Origin of the sequence: Pseudoalteromonas sp. SR44-5, from assembly GCF_014163675.1 — a bacterium.
Lineage (GTDB): Bacteria > Pseudomonadota > Gammaproteobacteria > Enterobacterales > Alteromonadaceae > Pseudoalteromonas > Pseudoalteromonas rhizosphaerae.
Map to the genome: position 1 here is coordinate 158,932 of NZ_JACJDT010000006.1, position 19,022 is coordinate 177,953.

Here is a 19,022-nt window from a genome sequence, read left to right on the forward strand (position 1 = left end):
ATTAAACATGACATTAGTTAGAACGCTTATTACCGCGCTAAGCCTGCTTTTTTTAACTACCTTTAGCCACTTATCTCAAGGCGCTGACGAATTAGAAATAGATGGCCTAGTGCTCGATCGCAGCATTAGTCGCTTTGGTCACCAGTTTTATTTTGAATTTTCAAACCTTTGGCGCGACCTACCCTCAACCGCTGGTTTTAATATAGAAATAAAAGAGACCGTACTTCCTCGGGCTGGCACAAAACTGACCTTAGTAATGAATAATCAAATTGTATATGTAACCTATTTAGGGCGTCGCTTGGAGCCTATTGATGAGCGTGTAGAACACGCTTTATACAGTGTTATGGATGCGATGGCGCGCTCTAATTTACATAAAGCTTCGCCCGATATGGCAAAAAATGGATGGTAAAATGGCCCCCTACTCAAGAAAATATATAACAACAATTATAATGATATTACTCCCCTTATCTGTATCTGCAACAGAGCTTGTGTATACACCCATTAATCCAAGTTTCGGAGGTAGTCCACTCAATGCCAGTATGCTATTAAATAAAGCGCAAGCGCAAAATAAACATAAAGCACCAATAATTGAACAAAGCTACGCTGAGAAATTTCAAGATTCTCTAGAACGTACCTACTTAAACCGCATGGTAAGAGAGATCACTGATATTGCCTTTGGTGAAGATATAGATGAAAGTATTTTTAACCAAGATTCAATTTTTTTAAGTGGTGATTACGAAATTCAAGTGATCACCAGTACCGTAGATTCAATTACAGTGCGAATAACCAACACCACTGACAACAGTGTCGTGGTCATTGAAGTACCGAGGTTTAGCTAAATGAAAGCGCTATTTATTGCAGTACTTACCCTGGCATTATCCGCATGCAGTAGCATGGGCAATTTGATCCCACCTTCGCAACAGTTGGCCGCAAGTTTAACCCCCACTGAAACCTTTAAAGCACTTCAACAGTTACCAACACCTGCTGGCAGTATCGCCGTATCGGTATATTCTTTTCGTGATCAAACGGGGCAATATAAACCGCAAGGCAATGTTAGTTCATTTTCAACCGCCGTCACTCAAGGGGCTAATTCCATCTTAATACAAGCGCTGCACGAATCTGATTGGTTTATTCCGGTTGAACGTGAAGGTTTGCAAAATATTCTGACTGAAAGAAAAATTATTCGTGCCGCCCAAGCCGAACAGCCAAATGCTGTTGAATTACCACCACTGACCACCGCTAAAATCATTTTAGAAGGCGGTATAATTAGCTACGACACCAATGTAAAAACCGGTGGTTTTGGCATGGAATATTTTGGCATCGGCGCGTCAGAACTCTACCGCGAAGATGCAATCTCGATTTACTTACGTGCCGTAGACGTGCGTACTGGGCAAGTATTATTGTCCGTAGCCACCAGCAAAAAAGTGCTCAGCCAAGAAATGCGCGCAGGGTTTTTCCGTTATGTTAGTTATAAACGTTTAGCCGAAGCCGAAGCGGGTTTTAGTGATAACGAACCGATGAGCATTTGCGTAACCCAAGCAATTGAAAAAGCCCTCAGTGATCTAGTCATCAAAGGCATAGATAAAGGCATATGGGCAACAAAGCGTAGTTAATTAAACACTTAACATGATTGCTTTGGTAAATAGTTAATTCATTTACTAAGGCCACATGCTAATCTCTAAAATTAATCTTGCTTGAAAAGGAAGCTGTATGTCATCAGTCCAAATTGCCCGATATATCATTAGTTTTAGCTGGTTATACCACGGCATATTTCCAAAACTTGTGCATATTGCCCCGCTTGAAAAACTAATAACTGCAAGCCTTGGCTTTTCAGAATCGATGTCTTATTTAGTCACTAAATCGGCGGGGGTGGGCGAGGTCGCCTTCGCTATACTGCTATTTATATATTATCAATCTAAAATAATCATTGTTTTAAATATCATTGCATTAGTTGGGTTACTATTCTTTGTTGCTGCGCTACAACCACAACTTTTAGTTGAAGCATTTAACCCCGTGACTACAAACTTGCCAATTATTGGCCTAAGCTTAGTACTATTAAATAGCCTAAAAGCTCAGCCCAATAACTAAGTTGGGAAAATAATCTCAATGGTAATTACCGATTGAGTGCTATATAAAACAAAGGTTATACGTGCTCTGAGATCTGTTTGGCTAAAGCTGCAAACTCACTGTCGTCGGCTCTTTCACAATCGTGAGATGATAAATTTCAAAAACATACCTGTTCGCCCCACTCCCTCTAGCGCAGAGTCAAAAGTGCCAAGGCTCATCATCTTCCCAAACAGGATGATAAGGTGCTTTACCTGAAACAATATCACAAAATATGCAGTTACTAATGGTCCAGCCTACTGATTATAATTGGGCGTATATAATGGTTGATCTGTTAGTCATGCAACGGCAACCGTACCGCCATATAGCGCTGTGCCCAATTAGATAACTCAATACGATTTCGTGAATTGGTTTTTTTAAATGCGCTATAAAGGTGTGTTTTTACGGTGTGATCACTGATATTTAACCGCTCTGCGATACTATGATTATTCGCCCCTTGTGCGAGTAAATGGATCACTGACTTTTCACGTTTGGTTAGATTTGCTAGTGCTTCATGTTCACTATCAGCATCGTAGTTAGAATGTGGCTCAAAACGACTTACCATGGCGAGCACTTCATTAAATGTAGAAGAAATAATCTTGCGACTGAACCAGAGTTCATCATTAATGATCCGCATTAATCCGGTAAATACGTCTTCAGGAAGATCATTGTTATAAAAAACTCCCTTAAAGTTATTAAGTAATAAGTTTTTTTCACAAATAGCGTCAGAATGCGCATTAAACACAATTACAGGTTTCACTTTGGCTAAGGCTAATAAGTCTGCTGGTATTAAATTTTGCCAATTGCAGCCGCTGCTATCAATTAAGAAAAGATCAAACTCATTACGGTTGTCATTATGGGGGAGACTGTCGTCCATTTTTACTTTACTAAAAAATGCATCTAGCGTTTTAATTAAGTATGGATAACACTGTGAACGAACTGGCATTTTAAATACGGTTTTGATAAATACGGAGGTTGGTTGAATCATTGCATCTCGTCCTTGAAACATTTCGTTCACAATACCTAAAACAACTCCAATGTTCAACCTATTTCACTCAAATCTATTGATTTATAAAGAGAATAAAAATTCTAGACGTCTAGATACTTGACTACCAAGCAGTTTAAAAGTCAACCCTTTTAATTATAAAATCTATTTAAATCAACCCTTTGTTACTAACTTGTTACTTTATTAAATGATAAAATCGAGAAGTAACTCCATTGGTCCAACCAAAGCCTTGCTGCACTTTGTACTCGCCACCTCCAGCTCTATTTTCAGGCTCATAAACATTGTATTTTTCGAGTAGACAGTGGTCGGTTTTAAAACTGTTTTCTATCATCTGTAACCAATTGCTCATTATGATGTTTGCATCTGCAACAAAGCCATACTGGTGAAATCCGTGTACAGCAAACCACTGCAGTGGTGCCCAACCATTAGGGCTATCCCATTGCTGGGAAGTCTCATTGAGGGTTGTTACTAATCCGCCTGGTTTTAAAAAGTCACTCATAAGCTTATTTTTAACCAACACCGCCTGCTCTTCGCTGGCACAATTGACAAATAATGGGACGGTGGCGGCAAGCGACAGCACTGTAGATTGTTGCTGGCTTTGATAATTAAAATCAACAAAAAACCCCATATCAGTACTGAATAAATACTGATTAATTGCCGCACGTCTTTGAGCTGCTTGTTGCTCAAAATACTGTTGCTTATTTGTATTGTTTAATACCGCAAAATAATGACCCAGCTGTTTTTCAAGGTAATAAAGTAAACTATTGAGGTCCACAGGAATGATATCTGTGGTTTGAATACTGGTAAGCTTATTATTACCCAGCCAGCGACTACTAAAATCCCAACCAGACTCGCACGCAGCTCTAATATTTCTATAGTAATTAGCTCTTTGCTGTTCAGGAAGTAATGAGGCATCATGCAAATCTTCACGCAGTGATTCTGGCCGTGGTGTTGCTTGATCATCCCAATAACGGTTAAGTAATGCACCATTTGCCATTTTTACTACACGCTTATGGCTTGATATTTGCTCACTCAGTAGCTCTGCCCCCTGCATCCAAAATGTATATTCTTGCTCAAGGGCAACAACGCAATCAGTTAACCATGCAAAGTCACTATTTTTACAGTATTTTGCTTGCCAAATTAAATCAACCATCAGCGCTAGAATAGGAGGCTGCGAGCGAGAACTATAGTAACTGCGGTTGCCATTGGGAATACAACCATTACGATTTTGCAGATCAATAAAATTAGCAAGCATGGCTTCGATACTGTCTATATCGCCAATATCTTGCAAACCTAACGCAGTAAAATAACTATCCCAATAATATATTTCTTGAAAGCGCCCACCCGGTACTATGTAGCTGTGTTTAAGTGGTAATAAAGAGCTGGCTTTAGCTGTGTCTGCATTGCGATGCAAATACGGCCATAAATTAGCAATATAGCTTTGCACACTATCGCTGCTGCTTTGCTGAGTTGGGAGCTGTGTTGATTCAAACGTAAAATGCTGTGCTACAAATTCTGTTAACTGTGGTGTAGTAAGTGGTTTAACGCGTAAGTAAAGGTCGCATGCTAACTGCCAACTATCATTAGCAATCGCATCAGCAAAAGTTTTACTGTCACTAAATATAGCCGCCAGTTGCACATCTAAAAATAATTGGCTATTTACAAAGTTCATATCGTTCCTTTTTCTGGCACTGCGCCTAAGTTTACTGTCATTTTTTTAAATAAAGTTACACTGATCAACAACAAGCTAATTGGGATCAAGGTAAGATAAAAGGCATGTTGGCCACTAAATTTATCAAAGATGAAGCCGGTAATTACTGAACCAGTGGTGCCGCCTAATGCTGAAAAAACCACGATAAGTCCGGTCATAGCTGCCTGCTGGTGAGCGGCTAACGCACTGAGCATCACAGAGTTAAGTAATGGGTAAAGAGGAGCCATAAAAAAGCCAATGAGCGGCAGCATGTATGCTGCAAAAGGCACATCAAATACACTCGTTACTTGGCTGCCATCAATTTCATGAGTCAGCGGTAAAACTAGTAGCACCAGCACGGCCATAGCAACCAAGCAACTTAACAACAAACTATACCAGCCAATAACGCGTAATATCTGCCCCGCCACTAGTCTACCTAGCGCCAGTGCTGCGGCAAACACACTGGCCAATTGAATACTAATATCAACTGGCAGCTTAAGTACTTGATTATTAAAAGTAGGTAACCAAGTCCCTACCCCTTGCTCAATCAACACATATAAAAATGCACTGATAATAAATATAACCACTAGAGGTTTATAAGTGAGTGTTAGCATGTCAATAAAAGCAGCTAATTGACTGGTACGTAATGTTGCTTTTTGAGGTGCTTTTATTGGCGCTATAAGCACTGTAATAAAAGCCATACCCGCTAACAAAGCCAGCAAATAATACACGTTCAACCATGCTGTATTTTGCGCATTACTACTATCAATAAACCATGAGAACACCCAATAGCCAGATAACACCCCAAGCATAAAAATACCTTCAATGGTGTTAAGCAATGCTGAGTGCTGATTGGCGTTATCAGTGACTTGGCCAATAACCGAGTAAACGGATACTTTCATAATCGCGAAACTGCAACCGATCACAGCAAACAATACTTTGAACGCATAAAACTGTGCAATTGAGGGCATTAACAAGCACATTAAGGCAACCAACCCCAACGCTACAAGCATGGCCAGTTTATAGCCAAGTCGTGGAATAAATGATGCAACAATAAAAGAAACTATTGCTATGGTAAGGTCTTTATAGCCTTCTAAAACAGAAGCTTGCGTTTTTGTTATGTCAAAACTATTGATGGCTTGTAAAATTACGGTGCCAACACTATTGAGTAAAATAGCGAACACGAAATAGCTACACGCCAACGCTATGGTTATTCTTATTGGGTTCATACACGTTAACCTGATGTTGATTTCTTTTAGCATAGTGTAGCGCAAAATAAAATGCAAACGTTTGCATTTTATTTCTAAATTGAGTTAACTCACCCTACAGTTTATCCTTTGCTAGATTGACGATTAATTAATTCTATTTCAACAACTTGCGATTCAGCTGACTGGCCTTGTAACTGCGCTAATAATTTTTCAACCAGTAATACTGAGGCTCGCTGAGTGTTTTGTTTAATGCTCGAAAGTGATGGGTGACTCACATCTGCCATGGCAATATCATCAAAACCAACTAACGTAACATCGTTAGGAATACTGATATAGCGCTCTTTTAACGCTTTCATAGCGCCTAGTGCCACCATATCGCTGCACGCCATAATGCCGTCGAAACATAAACCTTTCGCGACTAGTAATTGGTTGATCCCGTGGTATGCTGCGCTACTAGTAATATCGATAGACACTACGTGTGCTATAGCGTTAGCCGTATTTAGAGCCGCTAAATAGCCACGGTAACGTTCGCCAATTTCAGCATGTCCTGGGTCTCCCAAAAATACAATATTTTTAGCGCCACCTGCTAATAAGTGTTCAGTAGCAAGACGACCCCCAACAAAGTTATCACTGCCTACAATGGGATAATTACTGGGAGTTTTTGGGTCACCCCAAACAACTAAGGGCACGCCTGCATTAGCGGCGGCTTCAATGTTTGCCGGATCTTTGCCTTGCCCAACCACAATAATGCCATCAGCCCGACGGCTATTGATAAAGTAATTAGCCCAGTCATCACCGGCCATAAATGAGTTTGAGAGTAGAAGTTCTAGCCCTTGTTTATTCAACGCGAGGTTTATCTCTCCGACTACCTTAAGCAAAAAAGGGTCGTTAATTGATTGCTCAGTGCCACTGTCGAAATTTATGATCACTGCTACAACATTGGTTTTTTGTGAGCGAAGGCGGCTCGCAGCCGTATTTAAACTGAAGTTATGTTGCTTTGCTAACTGCTTTAATTTATCTCTAGTTTCTTTTTTTATCAATGGGTTATCATTTAACGCACGAGAAACAGTCGAGGTTGATACTCCAGCAAGCTTGGCTAGATCCGCTAACTTTAGTTGTTTGTTATTCATTGCTAAGTACGAAGCCTTCCTTAAATCGTGAAGTTGCAATATACCATCATTATTAAAATTAGGCTGCGCCAAGGCCTAAATTTAGTCATAAACATAACCGTGTATAAAAATAATACAGAAAGTTAAAAAAATAATTGCAAACGTTTGCATAAAGTTCTAAGGTTTAAAAGAACACAGCATTAACATTTCATTAAATTAGTTAGTGCTTTGTTATTTATAGTTTTTTAAATAACGAACAAAAAATGGGAATACCAACATGACAACAACACACACACCAAGCAAACTTGCTTGCGCTATTATTTTAGCGCTATCCAGTCAAACCGTGCTTGCAGATCAACCAGCAACAAGCGCGCAAACAACCACAGATAAAAAAAGTTGAACGCATTGTAGTTTCTGGTACACCTGCAGGTATGGGCGTTCGTAAAATTGATGCCAGCTATGCTGTGACAAATATTGATGCTGAGCAAATAATTAAACTATCACCAAAAAGTACTGCGGACTTATTTAAAGCAGTTCCCGGTGTGTGGGTAGAAAGCTCGGGTGGTGAGTCTGGTGCCAACGTATTTGTGCGTGGTTTTCCTGGTGGTGGTGATGCGCCATTTTTAACCCTAAGCCTTGAAGGTTCTCCTATTTACCCAGCACCAACATTATCGTTTTTAGAAAACTCATCATTATTTAGAATCGACGAAACCATTGAAACCATGGAAGCATTACGTGGTGGTCCAAACCCAGTGGTTTCTAACGGCCAACCGGGCTTAACAACCAACTTTAGATTAAAGCGTGGCAGCGAAGATACTCAAGGCTTATTTAAATACACCACCTCAGACTACGACTTGCAACGTGTTGATGCTGTTTTAAGTGGCGAAATCAGCGACGACCTATATTTTATGGTAGGCGGCTATGTAAAAAGCTCACCGGGTATTCGTGATGCAGGCTTTACCTCTGAGAAAGGTAGCCAGTTTACGGTTAATATCACCAAAGAACTCGATAACGGTGAAATGAATTTCTACACTCGCCAAACAGACGATCATGGCGCATGGTACTTACCAACACCACTCAATGTTAATGGCATTGATGCTGAATATACCCAACTTGGCACACTAAACCGCCAAGCGACCATTTATACCGGGCCAAATAATGACGCGCACCAAGTTGATATTGGCGATGGCCGCGGTTGGAATGGCCATGTATCTGGCGGTAGTATTAAACTTGAATTTGACAATGGCTGGAGTTTTTCAGACCGCTTTAATATCACCAAAGGCGATGCCAATACACTTGGTTTAGTGCCCGCAGGCTCCGCAACAACACTAGGTGAAGTGGCTGATAATGGTCAGTCTGCAACAGGCGCCGCGACAGGCACAACTTATGACAGTGATACACCCGTACAACAAGTGGGTCGTTGGGTGGTACTCAAAGAAATTAGTTCATTTACTAATGATTTAGCATTTTCAAAGCAATTTGAAGACCTCTCTGTTGCTGTCGGCTATTACACTGCAAGCACCTCTGCCAACGACTGGTGGAGCTTAGGCAATACGGCCTATCATGTTCTTGAAGCGGGTGGTGAAATGCTCAATGATATTACTTGTAATGAAAGCGCCGAAGGCTGTGACTTTAACTACGACATTAATTCATCAGGTGATGCACGCACTAATGCTTTTTATACCACGGCACAGTACAAGCTAAGCCAAGATCTCACTCTTGACGGTGGACTACGTTATGAAAGCCATGATGTACAGTACAGTGTTGATGAAGGCCTTGACGGTATTATCAATAAAACCGTTGATTACGATGAGAGTAAAACCTCATGGACAACCGGTTTAAACTATTCAATTAATGATGACATGGGCGTATTTGCTCGCGTTAACCGTGGTTATAAAATGCCATACTTCGATGATTTTAGAGATAACTACGTCGCATACCACCAAGACGGCGAGAAACTCATTAAAGAAGTCACTCAAGCTGAACTTGGCTATAAACTGATCACTCAAAGCACTGACTTTTTTGCCACTTTATTTACCAACGAAGTCAAAGGCGATACCTTTGTAAGTCGCCCAGACGTGCCCGCTGAAATCTTAACCAACGAAGCGTATGGTGTTGAACTTGATTACAACTTTAATCATGAATCTGGCTTTTCTGTTAATTTAAATACTACATTACAACAAACAGAAATCACGAAAAGTCCAAAAAATAAAGGCAAAGAAGCACAGCGCCAACCTAAATGGCAAGTACGTGTAACACCAAGCTATGACTTTGAAGTAGACGGCATGTACGCCACACTCTATGGTACTTTGTCAGCAGTGGATGACCGCTTTGGTAATAATGAAAACACCGTGACACTTGATGGCTACGAAAAAGTTGACTTAGGTTTTATCCTTGAGCCAATGGAAGGGATCAAACTGCAATTAGCAATTGATAACTTAACCAACGAGCAAGGTATTACCGAAGGCGACCCACGTAATGCTGACGCCCCCAATGGCCGTTACATTATGCCTCGTACAACACGCTTAAGCGTAAGCTACGAATTCTAACCCTCATCTCTCTGGATCAATACCCAAAGCCGTGGTGGTTAATACACTGCGGCTTTTTTAAATCACGTTTTGAACAAAAAGCTGCTCTTGCGACTCGCTCTCTTGGCGCTTTAAATAACTAAATATTATTAAAAAAGTCATAGCAATGCTTGCCGCAATAAGCGAGCCTAGCGTGGCAAAACGAAAACTAAACCACTGTGCAATTAAACCGGTACTGGCAGTGCCAAGCATGACCCCTACTTTAATGGCATTGCCATAAAAAGCAGAGGTAAAACCAATTCGTGATGGTAGCTGCTCTTGTAAAATAGTCAGGCCGATACCCGCAAAGATCCCATAAAAAATAGCATTTACACCTTGCAGTACAAAGAATTGCCATACTTGATCGGCAAAAAATACGCCAATATAGAACAAAATAGCGCAACTAAAAGCAAAACCTAACAAGCCTGTTTTAGTGATGCGTTTACTGAGCTTTGCGCTATACAACATCACAGGGATCTCGATTAATGCCACCATGCCCATAAATATTCCAGGTATATTATTAGCAAAGCCCAGTTCATTTATTGTATAAAGCGGTAAGGCACTGGCGTACATAATATTGCCAATTGAACCAAAGGTTATAGCAGCCCCTAAGGCCCAAAATGATTGATTGATCGGCTGATTTGGCTCAGCTTTCTTAGCTCTGTCGTTAGCATTAACACTGGGCAAAAACTTCATTGCAAAAATTAATGCCAACAACGCAAACGTAGCTGCGGTATAAAATGAGCGACTAAAGGCAACTCCTGATGCAAGTAAATAGCCAAGCGGCGGGCCTGCGACCCATGCAAATGAAATTGCCGCTCTAAGGCGAGTATTAAACTGGGTGATATCAATATGATCTTGCTCATCAGCCCACTGGCGAGCAATAGTCATAACTTGCGGTATCGCGGCATTGCCCATTGAAAGCAAGAGTACTCCGGCAGCAAATACCTGCCAAAAAGACGTTGCGTTAGCGAATATGATTAACGCCATCCCCATGCCAGAGACCGCAATCATAAACATCTTTTTAGCGCTCACGCCCTTATCGGCCAATCCACCTAACCATTGGCTAAAAAGAATGCCCATCAAAGTGACACCTGTAGTGTACACACCCAAATATATAGGTGGGCTTTGTAAGCCTTCAACAATAAACAAACTCATTAGTGGATTAACAAATGCGCCTATTAAGCCCGTTAATAAGCTTAACAAGATAAATACCACACCATATTGTTTGAATATCGACTTCAAAAAACACCATACAGACACTAAAAATAAGCCGCATATTATACGTGGCTTTAAGTAATATTAAAATACAAAGCGGGTTGTTTAATAATCACGATATACTCTCTATAGTTGATGAGCAAAACCTTCTCATTGTGTCAATAAGCTAACTAAGTGCTCAGCAAGTAAGCTATGTGTAGCTGGTGCTAAGTGAATCCCTTCATCAGAACATGGATTTACTTGCGAATAAGCATCTAAAAAATTACATCGATGCAATTTTGTAACGTCAGCAAAGTGTTGTGCTAACTGTTGTGATTTAATTTCAGCACCAGCATAAATACGTTGATATTGATTAACTTCATAAACTTTAGGCGGGCTAATAATAATACGTTTTGGTAAAGTGGTATTACTATAAAAGTTATCTATCTCAAGCAGTAACTGATTTAAGCCCAGCGAAATTTGCTCTGGTGTTAAGTCAAAGCGCGCTTTTAAATCATTAGTACCGAGTTGAATAATAACAACATCAACAGTATGTGCTTCCAAATACGGTTTTAAATACTTAATGCCCGATTTGTCGCCCATAAACGGGGGATTATTGACTAAAGTACGATTAGGCTCCCCGGCTTCAATCACTTCAAAGCCTGTGCCCAACAGCTGCTTTAATAAAGTAGGCCAGCGTTCAGTTTCGCTCAGCCGTTTCCCATCAACAGGAGAAATACCAAAGGTATTAGAGTCGCCAAAACACAAAATATTCATTTTAAAATGGATTCAGCGTGTAGCCTTGTTGCTGTAACTGCGCATGAGCGGTCATTGCAGAAAGCGCCATTTTCACCCCTGGGATAAGCTGCTCTGCTGCTACCTTCATATGCATTGCCGACTGCCCGCACACATACACAACCGTGTTATTAGCAAGTAGCTGGGTGATCAAAGACTGGTTTTTATTATCAACATCAAAGCGGCTTTTATAAACGCTGTTTTCCAGCACATCAACACTCGCGCTACCGTGTACAACGAGAGCTAGCTGGATGTTTTCCGGCTTTACCCCATGGGCAACATGCATATTGATAAAGCGCGCTAACGAATTAATATGATTATTTTGCGCGCCTTTTTCAGCGCCATCTCCTACATCAAAGGCAATTTTAAACTGCGCTTGGCTTAAGTCTGATACTTGAGCTGGTACATTGTAAAAATAACCAAAGTCATTGATAACAGGAGTTGGCTCAGCAGCGATCGTTGTTAAGCTAGTTGCAAGAAGGCCAAAGCCTAAAAGTGAAGTTTTCATAAATCATCCTTTTTTGTTTAGCCTACCCGTATTTAACCAGCCTGTACATGTGAATGAGCTTTAAAAGTCATTCCTAAATAATTAAAGGTTTGTTTAAACATGTCTATAAAGGCGTCTGGCGCAGAGGGAGATGAGGCATTAGACAATAGTGAAAACTGTTTTTGACGTAAAGTTCTAAGCTTCGGTTTTAACGCCTCGTCATCCATGTAATCTGTGATCCTATCCATAAATGCTTTCATTTGTGGCGTGGTGTTATACCAGTACACAGGCGATGCGAACACCCAATGTTCGTAGCGAAGTAACACTTCAAACAAATTATAAAAATCATCATTGTGATACTGCTTATCGTAGCGATAAGGTGAAATAACATAATCATCTAAGCAAAAAACAATGCCGCTTTGTTGCTTACTATAGGCATTAACTTGCGCCGTAGTATTACCGTTTTTACGGCCACTTGAATAAATAATAGCGGTGTTATGCATTGATTTTTCTTGCATTTTATTTCTCCTTTTTTATGGTTGCAAAGAGCATAAAACCTCAAGTAAGATTGAGGTCAACCTTAAAAATTGATTTTTAATAAAAAAGAAGAAAACTATGACCGATCAACAAAAAAAACTTGTTGAAGCTAATTTAACTGTGGGCTTTGTAGCTAAACGCAGCGGCGTAAAAGTCTCCGCACTACACTTTTACGAAACCAAAGGCTTGATCCGCAGCTGGCGGAACAACGGCAACCAACGCCGTTATAAGCCTGATGTACTGCGCCGTGTGGCGGTCATCAAAGCAGCGCAAGCAATGGGCATTACTCTTGAAGAAATCAAACAAACCCTCGCCACTTTACCTGATAAACGTACCCCCACTAAAGAAGATTGGTCAACATTATCAAAAAACTGGCAAGCACAACTTGATGAACGTATTGCTTTTATGCAGCGCCTACGCGACAGAGTCGACGGCTGCATCGGCTGCGGTTGCCTGTCAATGACAAAGTGCCCGATTTACAATAAAGACGATTACTTAGGCGATACCCAAAGTGGTGCAGTGCTATTAGTAAATGATTAATCTAAAACCTCATACAATTTGCAGCTAAATACACAGAGCAACAAATTATAAGCGCTAAAACATAAGAATTTTTCGATTTTAAATTAACAGTAATCAATCAGATAGATGTGATGTGCTTTATATAGTTAGCGCATTTGCATGAGATAGCACAACAAACGTATGAAGGAGGTTTGTTTAATGAAGCCGATTATCAAAGAAATAGAGAAGAAATTAGGTGCTCTGCAGTTAGCTATAACGTAAATGATTTATCAAAAACGATACACTGGGAAGGCGAAAAAAAGTGGGTTTATTGTTTCTTTTAGAACAGAATAAGGCAAAGTAAGCAATGAGGTTTTATAGTGTTTAAACAGGTAAAAATAAGGTTAGTAATGATCTATGTGTAACATTAACATAAATCATTACTGTAATTTATAAATTAATAAAGTGCTTTAATTTTCTTAGCAAAATCAGAAGCATTACGAGACATTTTATGTCCAGTCTCAACAGTTAAAGCGTTATCTGCTAATGAGAACTCACTTGCAGAGTCTGAAAAGTCATCTTTAGCTGTAACATTTATTTTAGTTAACTTAGCAATCTCTTCTTTATAATCCACATCATCTTTACAAATTGCAGAAAGAGCCTCAAGTGTTGCAACAGTTCTTTGGCCTGAATGAGCAATAACCCACTGGCTTTGATAATTATCTTTAGCTAATTTATCTTTATTCGCGGCGATCATTTTTTTATAATCTTCCCAATCGACTTTTACATCTAGTGAAGCATTACCACAAGCCGCTTTAACTTTATCAACCTCTGCTGAAATACTAGCATCAGCTGCTCTAATAGCCTTTTTGTCTTTAATAGATGCATATGAAGCTGTACTAAATAACGTAATAATAATACCCGCTAAAATTTTATGTTTCATTTTCTTTCCTTGTAGTGATTAAAATATATCGTAAATTAGTTTATAACTGGTTTCTGGCAAATTAGTAACATCATCACCAATTTCAATGATCAGCACACTGTTTGACATTTTTGCTTGATGCTTATCTGCTACAACAGATGGAATAAGCTGAATTTTTTCTATCCCTTGTACAGCCTCCAAATAATCGTGGTCGATGGTACAAATATTTTCTAATGCATTCATATAAGCCGATAATTTAGCAGGACTAGTTTTTAGTTTTTGAGATTCAAACTGTCGCCAATCTATATCGATTTCAATATTCGTTTCACATGTTGTAGAAAATGAACTAACTGATTTTTCAATAAGTTTTTTGGCAGCAATTTTACTAACAACATTTAATTGCCTTACTTGATATTGCTCTTTGACTTTATTAACTTTTACAATATCTGCCAAGCCGGAATAAATAACTTTTGTAACTGTATCATTATCGAGATATACACTTGAATAAGAAACTAATGTTCCTGAACGAACAGTTTTATGACCTTCATTTTTAAAATTAACATCCGGCATTCCAAGCAATTTTAAATAATAACCATCACCAATGTCATTCTTGAATTTTTTATAAAGTAAGGTATTACCATCATAATGATGTTCAAAGCCATTGTAATTTACATAGTAAGTATTTTCATCCTCAGCTGGAACAACTGTCAAAGTAGCAGAAAATTCAGAGTCAAAGCTATGGTAAACCTTTGGGTTTTCTTGAGCCATAGTTGTAAATGAAGTGATAATTGTTAAAAATATAAAAAGATAATTCATGATCGATAGTTAATCCTTTAACTTATATGTATTAAAATAATGCAGGTAATAGTAACTTTAAATCCAATTAAAATTGACTACTAAATAACAATGTTACTATACGCAATCATAAATCAAAATTCAAAATTTTATTACACTAAAATAAGAAACAATAACAACATGATAAATTAATTTTTTGTAACCCTATAACTTATAATATTTACATACATTCATCTTGCGATCATCGAAACAAAGTAAAGTTGATTAGGTGAATTTTTGCCACAGTATTTTACCAAATTTGATCTCACTTTCAGAATTAATGTTATCCGCGTATTTCCGCGGGAACTTGAATACCTCTGACGCGTTAGCTTATTTCACTTACCAGTCAAAATAAAATAAGCCATATATAGACACTCCCTTGAAGTCAAAGCGAGCTGGTTTATAGATTCGTAAGGCGCACAACCCACAACGAGTGTGTAGACTGCCGTTCATATGGAAATGATAATAATGAAAGCTGTAACCTGAACTCAGGACAAGGCGGTAAACATTACACCAAGAATGTACAATGCATTTTCTGGCGTAAGCATTGTTTGCATTTTACTAATTAACTGACTCTAAAAACTCAGTAATAGTATTATTTACTGACACTCTCTAAAGTGCTCACATTTTTAATAAAACGGCTATAAATAGAGAATAAAGAGTTCAGCTGTAAAATAATAAAAGTATTTAACTGCACGCATTAAAACGTTCAATCCATACTTAATTTTGCCGCTGTAATAATGTTGAGTACCCGCCAACTAAACACTTTTCCATTGCGAGATTGGGGCTTGCTTGGCTTTGAAAACCAAATTGTTGATAAAGTGAATGAGCGTCTTTTGTTGCCAGTGTAAAACGGCGTAATGATTGCAATTCAGGGTGACTCATTACATGATCCATCAGCTTTTTACCCAGCCCTTGACCTCTAAATGGCTCTAACACAAATACATCCAGTAAATTTGCAAAAGTGGCTTGGTCAGTCACCACTCGTGCAAATGCCAATAGCTGTTTATTTTCAATTAATGCAAAGCACAGCGAGTGTGCGAACGCTTTTTCTAACCGTTCGCGACTAATGCCTTGACTCCAATAACTTCGCTCAGATAAAAACTCAAACGCTTGGGTAAATTGTTGTGGTGACAATTGGTGAGTAAATTTCATTTTATTTCCCTACTGAATGCTTGCATTGGAAAGAAAAACTAAAGGAATTGATGCCGCAAGAAACAGTGACATAACCCAATTAAAACGTTTAAAGATATTTGGCTTATTTAGAAATTGGCGCATGTATTTGCCAAAATTCACCCAAAACAAGCCTGAGCAAGCCGCGACAAGGTTAAAAATAATCACGCCCAAAATTGCAGAAGGCCAATAGGCACCTCCTGGTAAAGTAAGTGCAGTACAAAGTGTCATTAACACTGCATATGACTTAGGATTGATCAACTGAAAAAGCATGCCTTGAAAAAAATTTAAAGGCCTTGCTTGAGCATTATCACCTTTTAATTGAGAGCTACTAGCTATCTTGTATGCCAAATATAAAATATAACCACTGGCACAAAGCTGTAGAAAAAAATGCAGCTTTGGCTGTATTAAAAACAATTTACCTAATCCTAGTAGCATTGCCAAATGCATTATCGTCATGCCTACTCGAATACCCAATAAGTGCGGTAGGGTTTTGATCACGCCAAAATGTGTGCCTGAGTGAGTAAGCAAAATATTATTAGGCCCAGGCGTAATTGACGCCGCAAAACAAAATAAAATGAGAGCCGGAGCAAGCTCAAAAACAGTAGCTGTATTCATAATAATTAATTGTATTGATACAATATTGTAGTTGTTTAATAACTATTAATTGTCATACTTATGTAAAATCATCAATATTTTTATTGTTATGAATACAATTTACAAACCGGATTACACTCTATTTAGTAGTTTGTGCAAAACACAGCCAAAATATCGCGCATTAGCCGCTTTGATTGAGCATGCTATCGACAACAAAATGCTGGGTTTTGAGCAAAAATTACCAGCCCAACGACTTCTCGCTGACAGCCTAAGTGTTACACATGGTACGGTAACTCGTGCATATGCTTTACTTGAGCAACGAGGGTTGGTTACTGCAAAACTAGGGGCTGGGACCTTTGTAAGTAAAGTTATTGAGTTAAGACATTTTGAGGGCGACACAGACTTTGCTTCAAGCATGCAACCGATGATGGGGCAACAACATGTTATGACCAATGCCCTGCAATCGCTGTCAAAGGATCAACGTGCATTAACAGATGTGATGATTTATAAACTCAATGGACTTACCTCACATCAACATTTTTTCAAACAATGGCTAGCGGATAAGGGCTTTGATTGCTTAAACCATCCGTTGATATTTACCCAAGGTGCTCAGCAAGGAATATTCACTACGTTAGCAACCTTGTGTGAAAGTGGCGATACTGTCATTGCAGAGTCAATGTGTTACCCCGGTTTTTACCATGCGTGTCATTCGCTTAAACTTTCATTAGCACAAGTAAACGTGCATAGCGACGGGATTGATCTTGCGCAAATTGAAGCATTGTGTAAGTCGCGTACAATCAAAGCGGTTTACATCACGCCAAACTGTCAAAATCCAACCAATATTTGCTATAGCAGTAACAATTTAAATGCCCTACTGGCGCTGAGTCGCCGATATAATTTTTTCATTATTGAAGATGACGTAAATTACTGTTTGCCAGAGTATTGGCGATTACCATTGTGGCAACAAGCACCGGATCGGGTTTTTTATATTTCAAGCTTTTCAAAATATTTTGCAGGCGGACTACGAGCCGGTTACTTATTACCTCCACGACTTTGGGAGCAACCAATTTTAAAACAAATTCATAGTGAGTGTTGGGCGGTTTCCTCAATGAATTTTGAGTTAATAATGCGCGCCATTAAAAGTAACGAATTTACTTATAATCAAACTAAGCTAGCAGATGAGATACGCTATCGTATTGAACAAATAAAAAAGCTGCTTCAAACTTATGAGATAGATGCTCAGTTTGCCAGTTTAAATGTATATATTCGCTTATCCCAGTCGCAGAATATGTTTGAGTTTTGCAGCGTATTAAAAGCGCATAAGGTAATTGTAAGGACGCTAGATTCCTTTATCCCAGAAGTTCCAGCCCTAAAAGTAGATAATCCAAATGGTGTTCGCCTCACCCTAGGCGGCCCAGCAACCCGGGCTGAGTTTGACTTAGGCATCACCCGCGTTGAAGCCGCTTTACAGCAGTTTAATCAAACATTTGAGGTAGTTATTTAAATTTTATTATTCAATAAAATCGGGGAATCATTATTCCTTTGGGTGATGTGAACTCATACTTTTTTGAGGAAATATAGTGTTTAAAGTTCTGCGAGTTCTCTATTGCTTTTGCATTTAGTTTTGCAAATTTATATGAAATTGACATGAATATCCTTTTGCCTACCCAAGCAGTTATTTACTGCTTGGGTTAAATTCCTTTAATTTTATTATGTTACTTAACTACAGATCTACCATCAAAAATGATGTGAATTTTTGCCACAGTGTTTTACCGAACTTGATCTCGCTTTCAGGCTTAATGTTATCTGCGTATTTCCATGGAAACTTGAAAATATCTGGCGGTGTTAGCTTTTTAATAGGTTTACCCATCAAAAGATTATCGAGCTGCTCTTCATCATTAAATTCTTTTCTCAACTCGTCATCTGCTTTGGACATTTCTTTTAAAAATGACTTATCAACACGATACCAAAAATACTTAGGGCGACCATTGGCTTTATCAAATTCAGCGGTGGTTTTATCAAACTCACGGTAATATTCAAATTGCGGAATATCAGCTAAAGGTTGAGTAACATCCATAAAGTTTTGTAGCAGTTCCCAATGAATAAATGCAGATGCTATCTGGTTACTAAAAGTTTGGTCATATCGCATGCTTTGCTGATAATGTAACAAAGTATGCATATTCTCACCAGCTTTGATCACCCAATGGCATTAACTTTGATCGCTTATTCTCATTAAGCTTTGATCACGAAAATTACGCGATAATGATCACTTTTGTGTTCTTAATGATTTTGCCGATCA

19 protein-coding genes and 1 pseudogene are annotated in these 19,022 nt (G+C 38.9%); 7 read left to right on the plus strand and 13 right to left on the minus strand.

Going from position 1 to position 19,022, the window contains the following annotated elements:
• Window positions 1-7: 7 nt before the first annotated feature.
• From H5154_RS05350 to H5154_RS05365, 4 genes are all read left to right on the plus strand, one after another.
• Window positions 8-409 (plus strand): curli production assembly/transport protein CsgE, encoded by a 402-nt coding sequence (locus H5154_RS05350; RefSeq protein WP_145234525.1) that lies wholly within the window; start codon window positions 8-10, stop codon window positions 407-409.
• Window positions 399-839: a curli assembly protein CsgF gene (locus H5154_RS05355; protein ID WP_149981821.1), complete on the plus strand. Its 441-nt coding sequence runs from the start codon at window positions 399-401 to the stop codon at window positions 837-839. Before H5154_RS05350 ends, H5154_RS05355 begins: the two co-directional genes overlap by 11 nt.
• Window positions 840-1,613, plus strand: coding sequence for a CsgG/HfaB family protein (locus H5154_RS05360; protein WP_145234530.1), 774 nt, complete (start codon window positions 840-842; stop codon window positions 1,611-1,613).
• Window positions 1,614-1,710: 97 nt separating this feature from the next.
• On the plus strand, window positions 1,711-2,088 hold the full coding sequence (locus H5154_RS05365) for a DoxX-like family protein (RefSeq protein ID WP_182717635.1): 378 nt from the start codon (window positions 1,711-1,713) through the stop codon (window positions 2,086-2,088).
• 310 nt (window positions 2,089-2,398) lie between these two features.
• Here H5154_RS05365 and H5154_RS05370 read toward each other — a convergent pair whose 3' ends face one another.
• The 4 genes from H5154_RS05370 to H5154_RS05385 form a co-directional block, all read right to left on the minus strand.
• A complete protein-coding gene (locus H5154_RS05370; RefSeq protein ID WP_310736214.1) occupies window positions 2,399-3,112 on the minus strand; it encodes a LuxR C-terminal-related transcriptional regulator in 714 nt (237 codons plus the stop codon).
• A 172-nt stretch (window positions 3,113-3,284) separates the two neighbouring features.
• Window positions 3,285-4,781: a trehalase family glycosidase gene (locus tag H5154_RS05375; RefSeq protein WP_182717636.1), complete on the minus strand. Its 1,497-nt coding sequence runs from the start codon at window positions 4,779-4,781 to the stop codon at window positions 3,285-3,287.
• Complete coding sequence (locus tag H5154_RS05380) at window positions 4,778-6,028, minus strand: sugar MFS transporter (RefSeq protein ID WP_182717637.1); 1,251 nt, start codon at window positions 6,026-6,028, stop codon at window positions 4,778-4,780. Before H5154_RS05380 ends, H5154_RS05375 begins: the two co-directional genes overlap by 4 nt.
• Window positions 6,029-6,129: 101 nt before the next feature.
• Complete coding sequence (locus H5154_RS05385) at window positions 6,130-7,137, minus strand: LacI family DNA-binding transcriptional regulator (protein WP_182717638.1); 1,008 nt, start codon at window positions 7,135-7,137, stop codon at window positions 6,130-6,132.
• 256 nt (window positions 7,138-7,393) lie between these two features.
• On the opposite strand from H5154_RS05385, the pseudogene H5154_RS05390 reads away from it, so the two are divergent.
• Window positions 7,394-9,665: pseudogene (locus H5154_RS05390) on the plus strand (TonB-dependent receptor).
• Window positions 9,666-9,722: 57 nt separating this feature from the next.
• Here H5154_RS05390 and H5154_RS05395 read toward each other — a convergent pair.
• The 4 genes from H5154_RS05395 to H5154_RS05410 all read right to left on the minus strand — a co-directional run bounded on the left by H5154_RS05395 (window position 9,723) and on the right by H5154_RS05410 (window position 12,680).
• Window positions 9,723-10,928, minus strand: a complete 1,206-nt coding sequence (locus H5154_RS05395; protein ID WP_220491224.1) for a sugar efflux transporter — start codon at window positions 10,926-10,928, stop codon at window positions 9,723-9,725.
• A gap of 123 nt (window positions 10,929-11,051) precedes the next feature.
• Window positions 11,052-11,657 (minus strand): GDSL-type esterase/lipase family protein, encoded by a 606-nt coding sequence (locus H5154_RS05400; protein ID WP_182717639.1) that lies wholly within the window; start codon window positions 11,655-11,657, stop codon window positions 11,052-11,054.
• 1 nt (window position 11,658) lies between these two features.
• Window positions 11,659-12,183, minus strand: a complete 525-nt coding sequence (locus H5154_RS05405) for a DsrE family protein (RefSeq protein WP_182717640.1) — start codon at window positions 12,181-12,183, stop codon at window positions 11,659-11,661.
• 32 nt (window positions 12,184-12,215) lie between these two features.
• The gene (locus H5154_RS05410) at window positions 12,216-12,680 is read right to left on the minus strand and encodes a flavodoxin family protein (RefSeq protein WP_182717641.1); all 465 of its coding nucleotides are present in this window, start codon (window positions 12,678-12,680) and stop codon (window positions 12,216-12,218) included.
• Between the two features lie 97 nt (window positions 12,681-12,777).
• On the opposite strand from H5154_RS05410, the gene soxR reads away from it, so the two are divergent.
• Window positions 12,778-13,239 carry a redox-sensitive transcriptional activator SoxR gene (gene soxR / locus H5154_RS05415; RefSeq protein ID WP_182717642.1) on the plus strand — a complete coding sequence of 154 codons (462 nt, stop codon included), beginning with the start codon at window positions 12,778-12,780 and terminating at the stop codon, window positions 13,237-13,239.
• 415 nt (window positions 13,240-13,654) lie between these two features.
• On the opposite strand, the gene H5154_RS05420 is transcribed toward soxR, so the two are convergent.
• The 4 genes from H5154_RS05420 to H5154_RS05435 form a co-directional block, all read right to left on the minus strand.
• Entirely contained in the window at window positions 13,655-14,140 is a 486-nt protein-coding gene (locus H5154_RS05420; protein ID WP_182717643.1) for a hypothetical protein, read from the minus strand.
• A gap of 18 nt (window positions 14,141-14,158) precedes the next feature.
• Entirely contained in the window at window positions 14,159-14,935 is a 777-nt protein-coding gene (locus H5154_RS05425; protein WP_182717644.1) for a hypothetical protein, read from the minus strand.
• A 738-nt stretch (window positions 14,936-15,673) separates the two neighbouring features.
• Complete coding sequence (locus H5154_RS05430; RefSeq protein WP_182717645.1) at window positions 15,674-16,108, minus strand: GNAT family N-acetyltransferase; 435 nt, start codon at window positions 16,106-16,108, stop codon at window positions 15,674-15,676.
• 9 nt (window positions 16,109-16,117) lie between these two features.
• Complete coding sequence (locus H5154_RS05435; protein WP_145234560.1) at window positions 16,118-16,744, minus strand: LysE family translocator; 627 nt, start codon at window positions 16,742-16,744, stop codon at window positions 16,118-16,120.
• An 88-nt stretch (window positions 16,745-16,832) separates the two neighbouring features.
• Between H5154_RS05435 and H5154_RS05440 the strand changes: the two genes are divergently transcribed.
• On the plus strand, window positions 16,833-18,227 hold the full coding sequence (locus tag H5154_RS05440; protein WP_182717646.1) for a PLP-dependent aminotransferase family protein: 1,395 nt from the start codon (window positions 16,833-16,835) through the stop codon (window positions 18,225-18,227).
• Between the two features lie 219 nt (window positions 18,228-18,446).
• Here the strand turns inward: H5154_RS05440 and H5154_RS05445 are convergent, their stop codons facing one another.
• Window positions 18,447-18,902 (minus strand): hypothetical protein, encoded by a 456-nt coding sequence (locus H5154_RS05445; RefSeq protein ID WP_182717647.1) that lies wholly within the window; start codon window positions 18,900-18,902, stop codon window positions 18,447-18,449.
• Window positions 18,903-19,022: the final 120 nt, after the last annotated feature.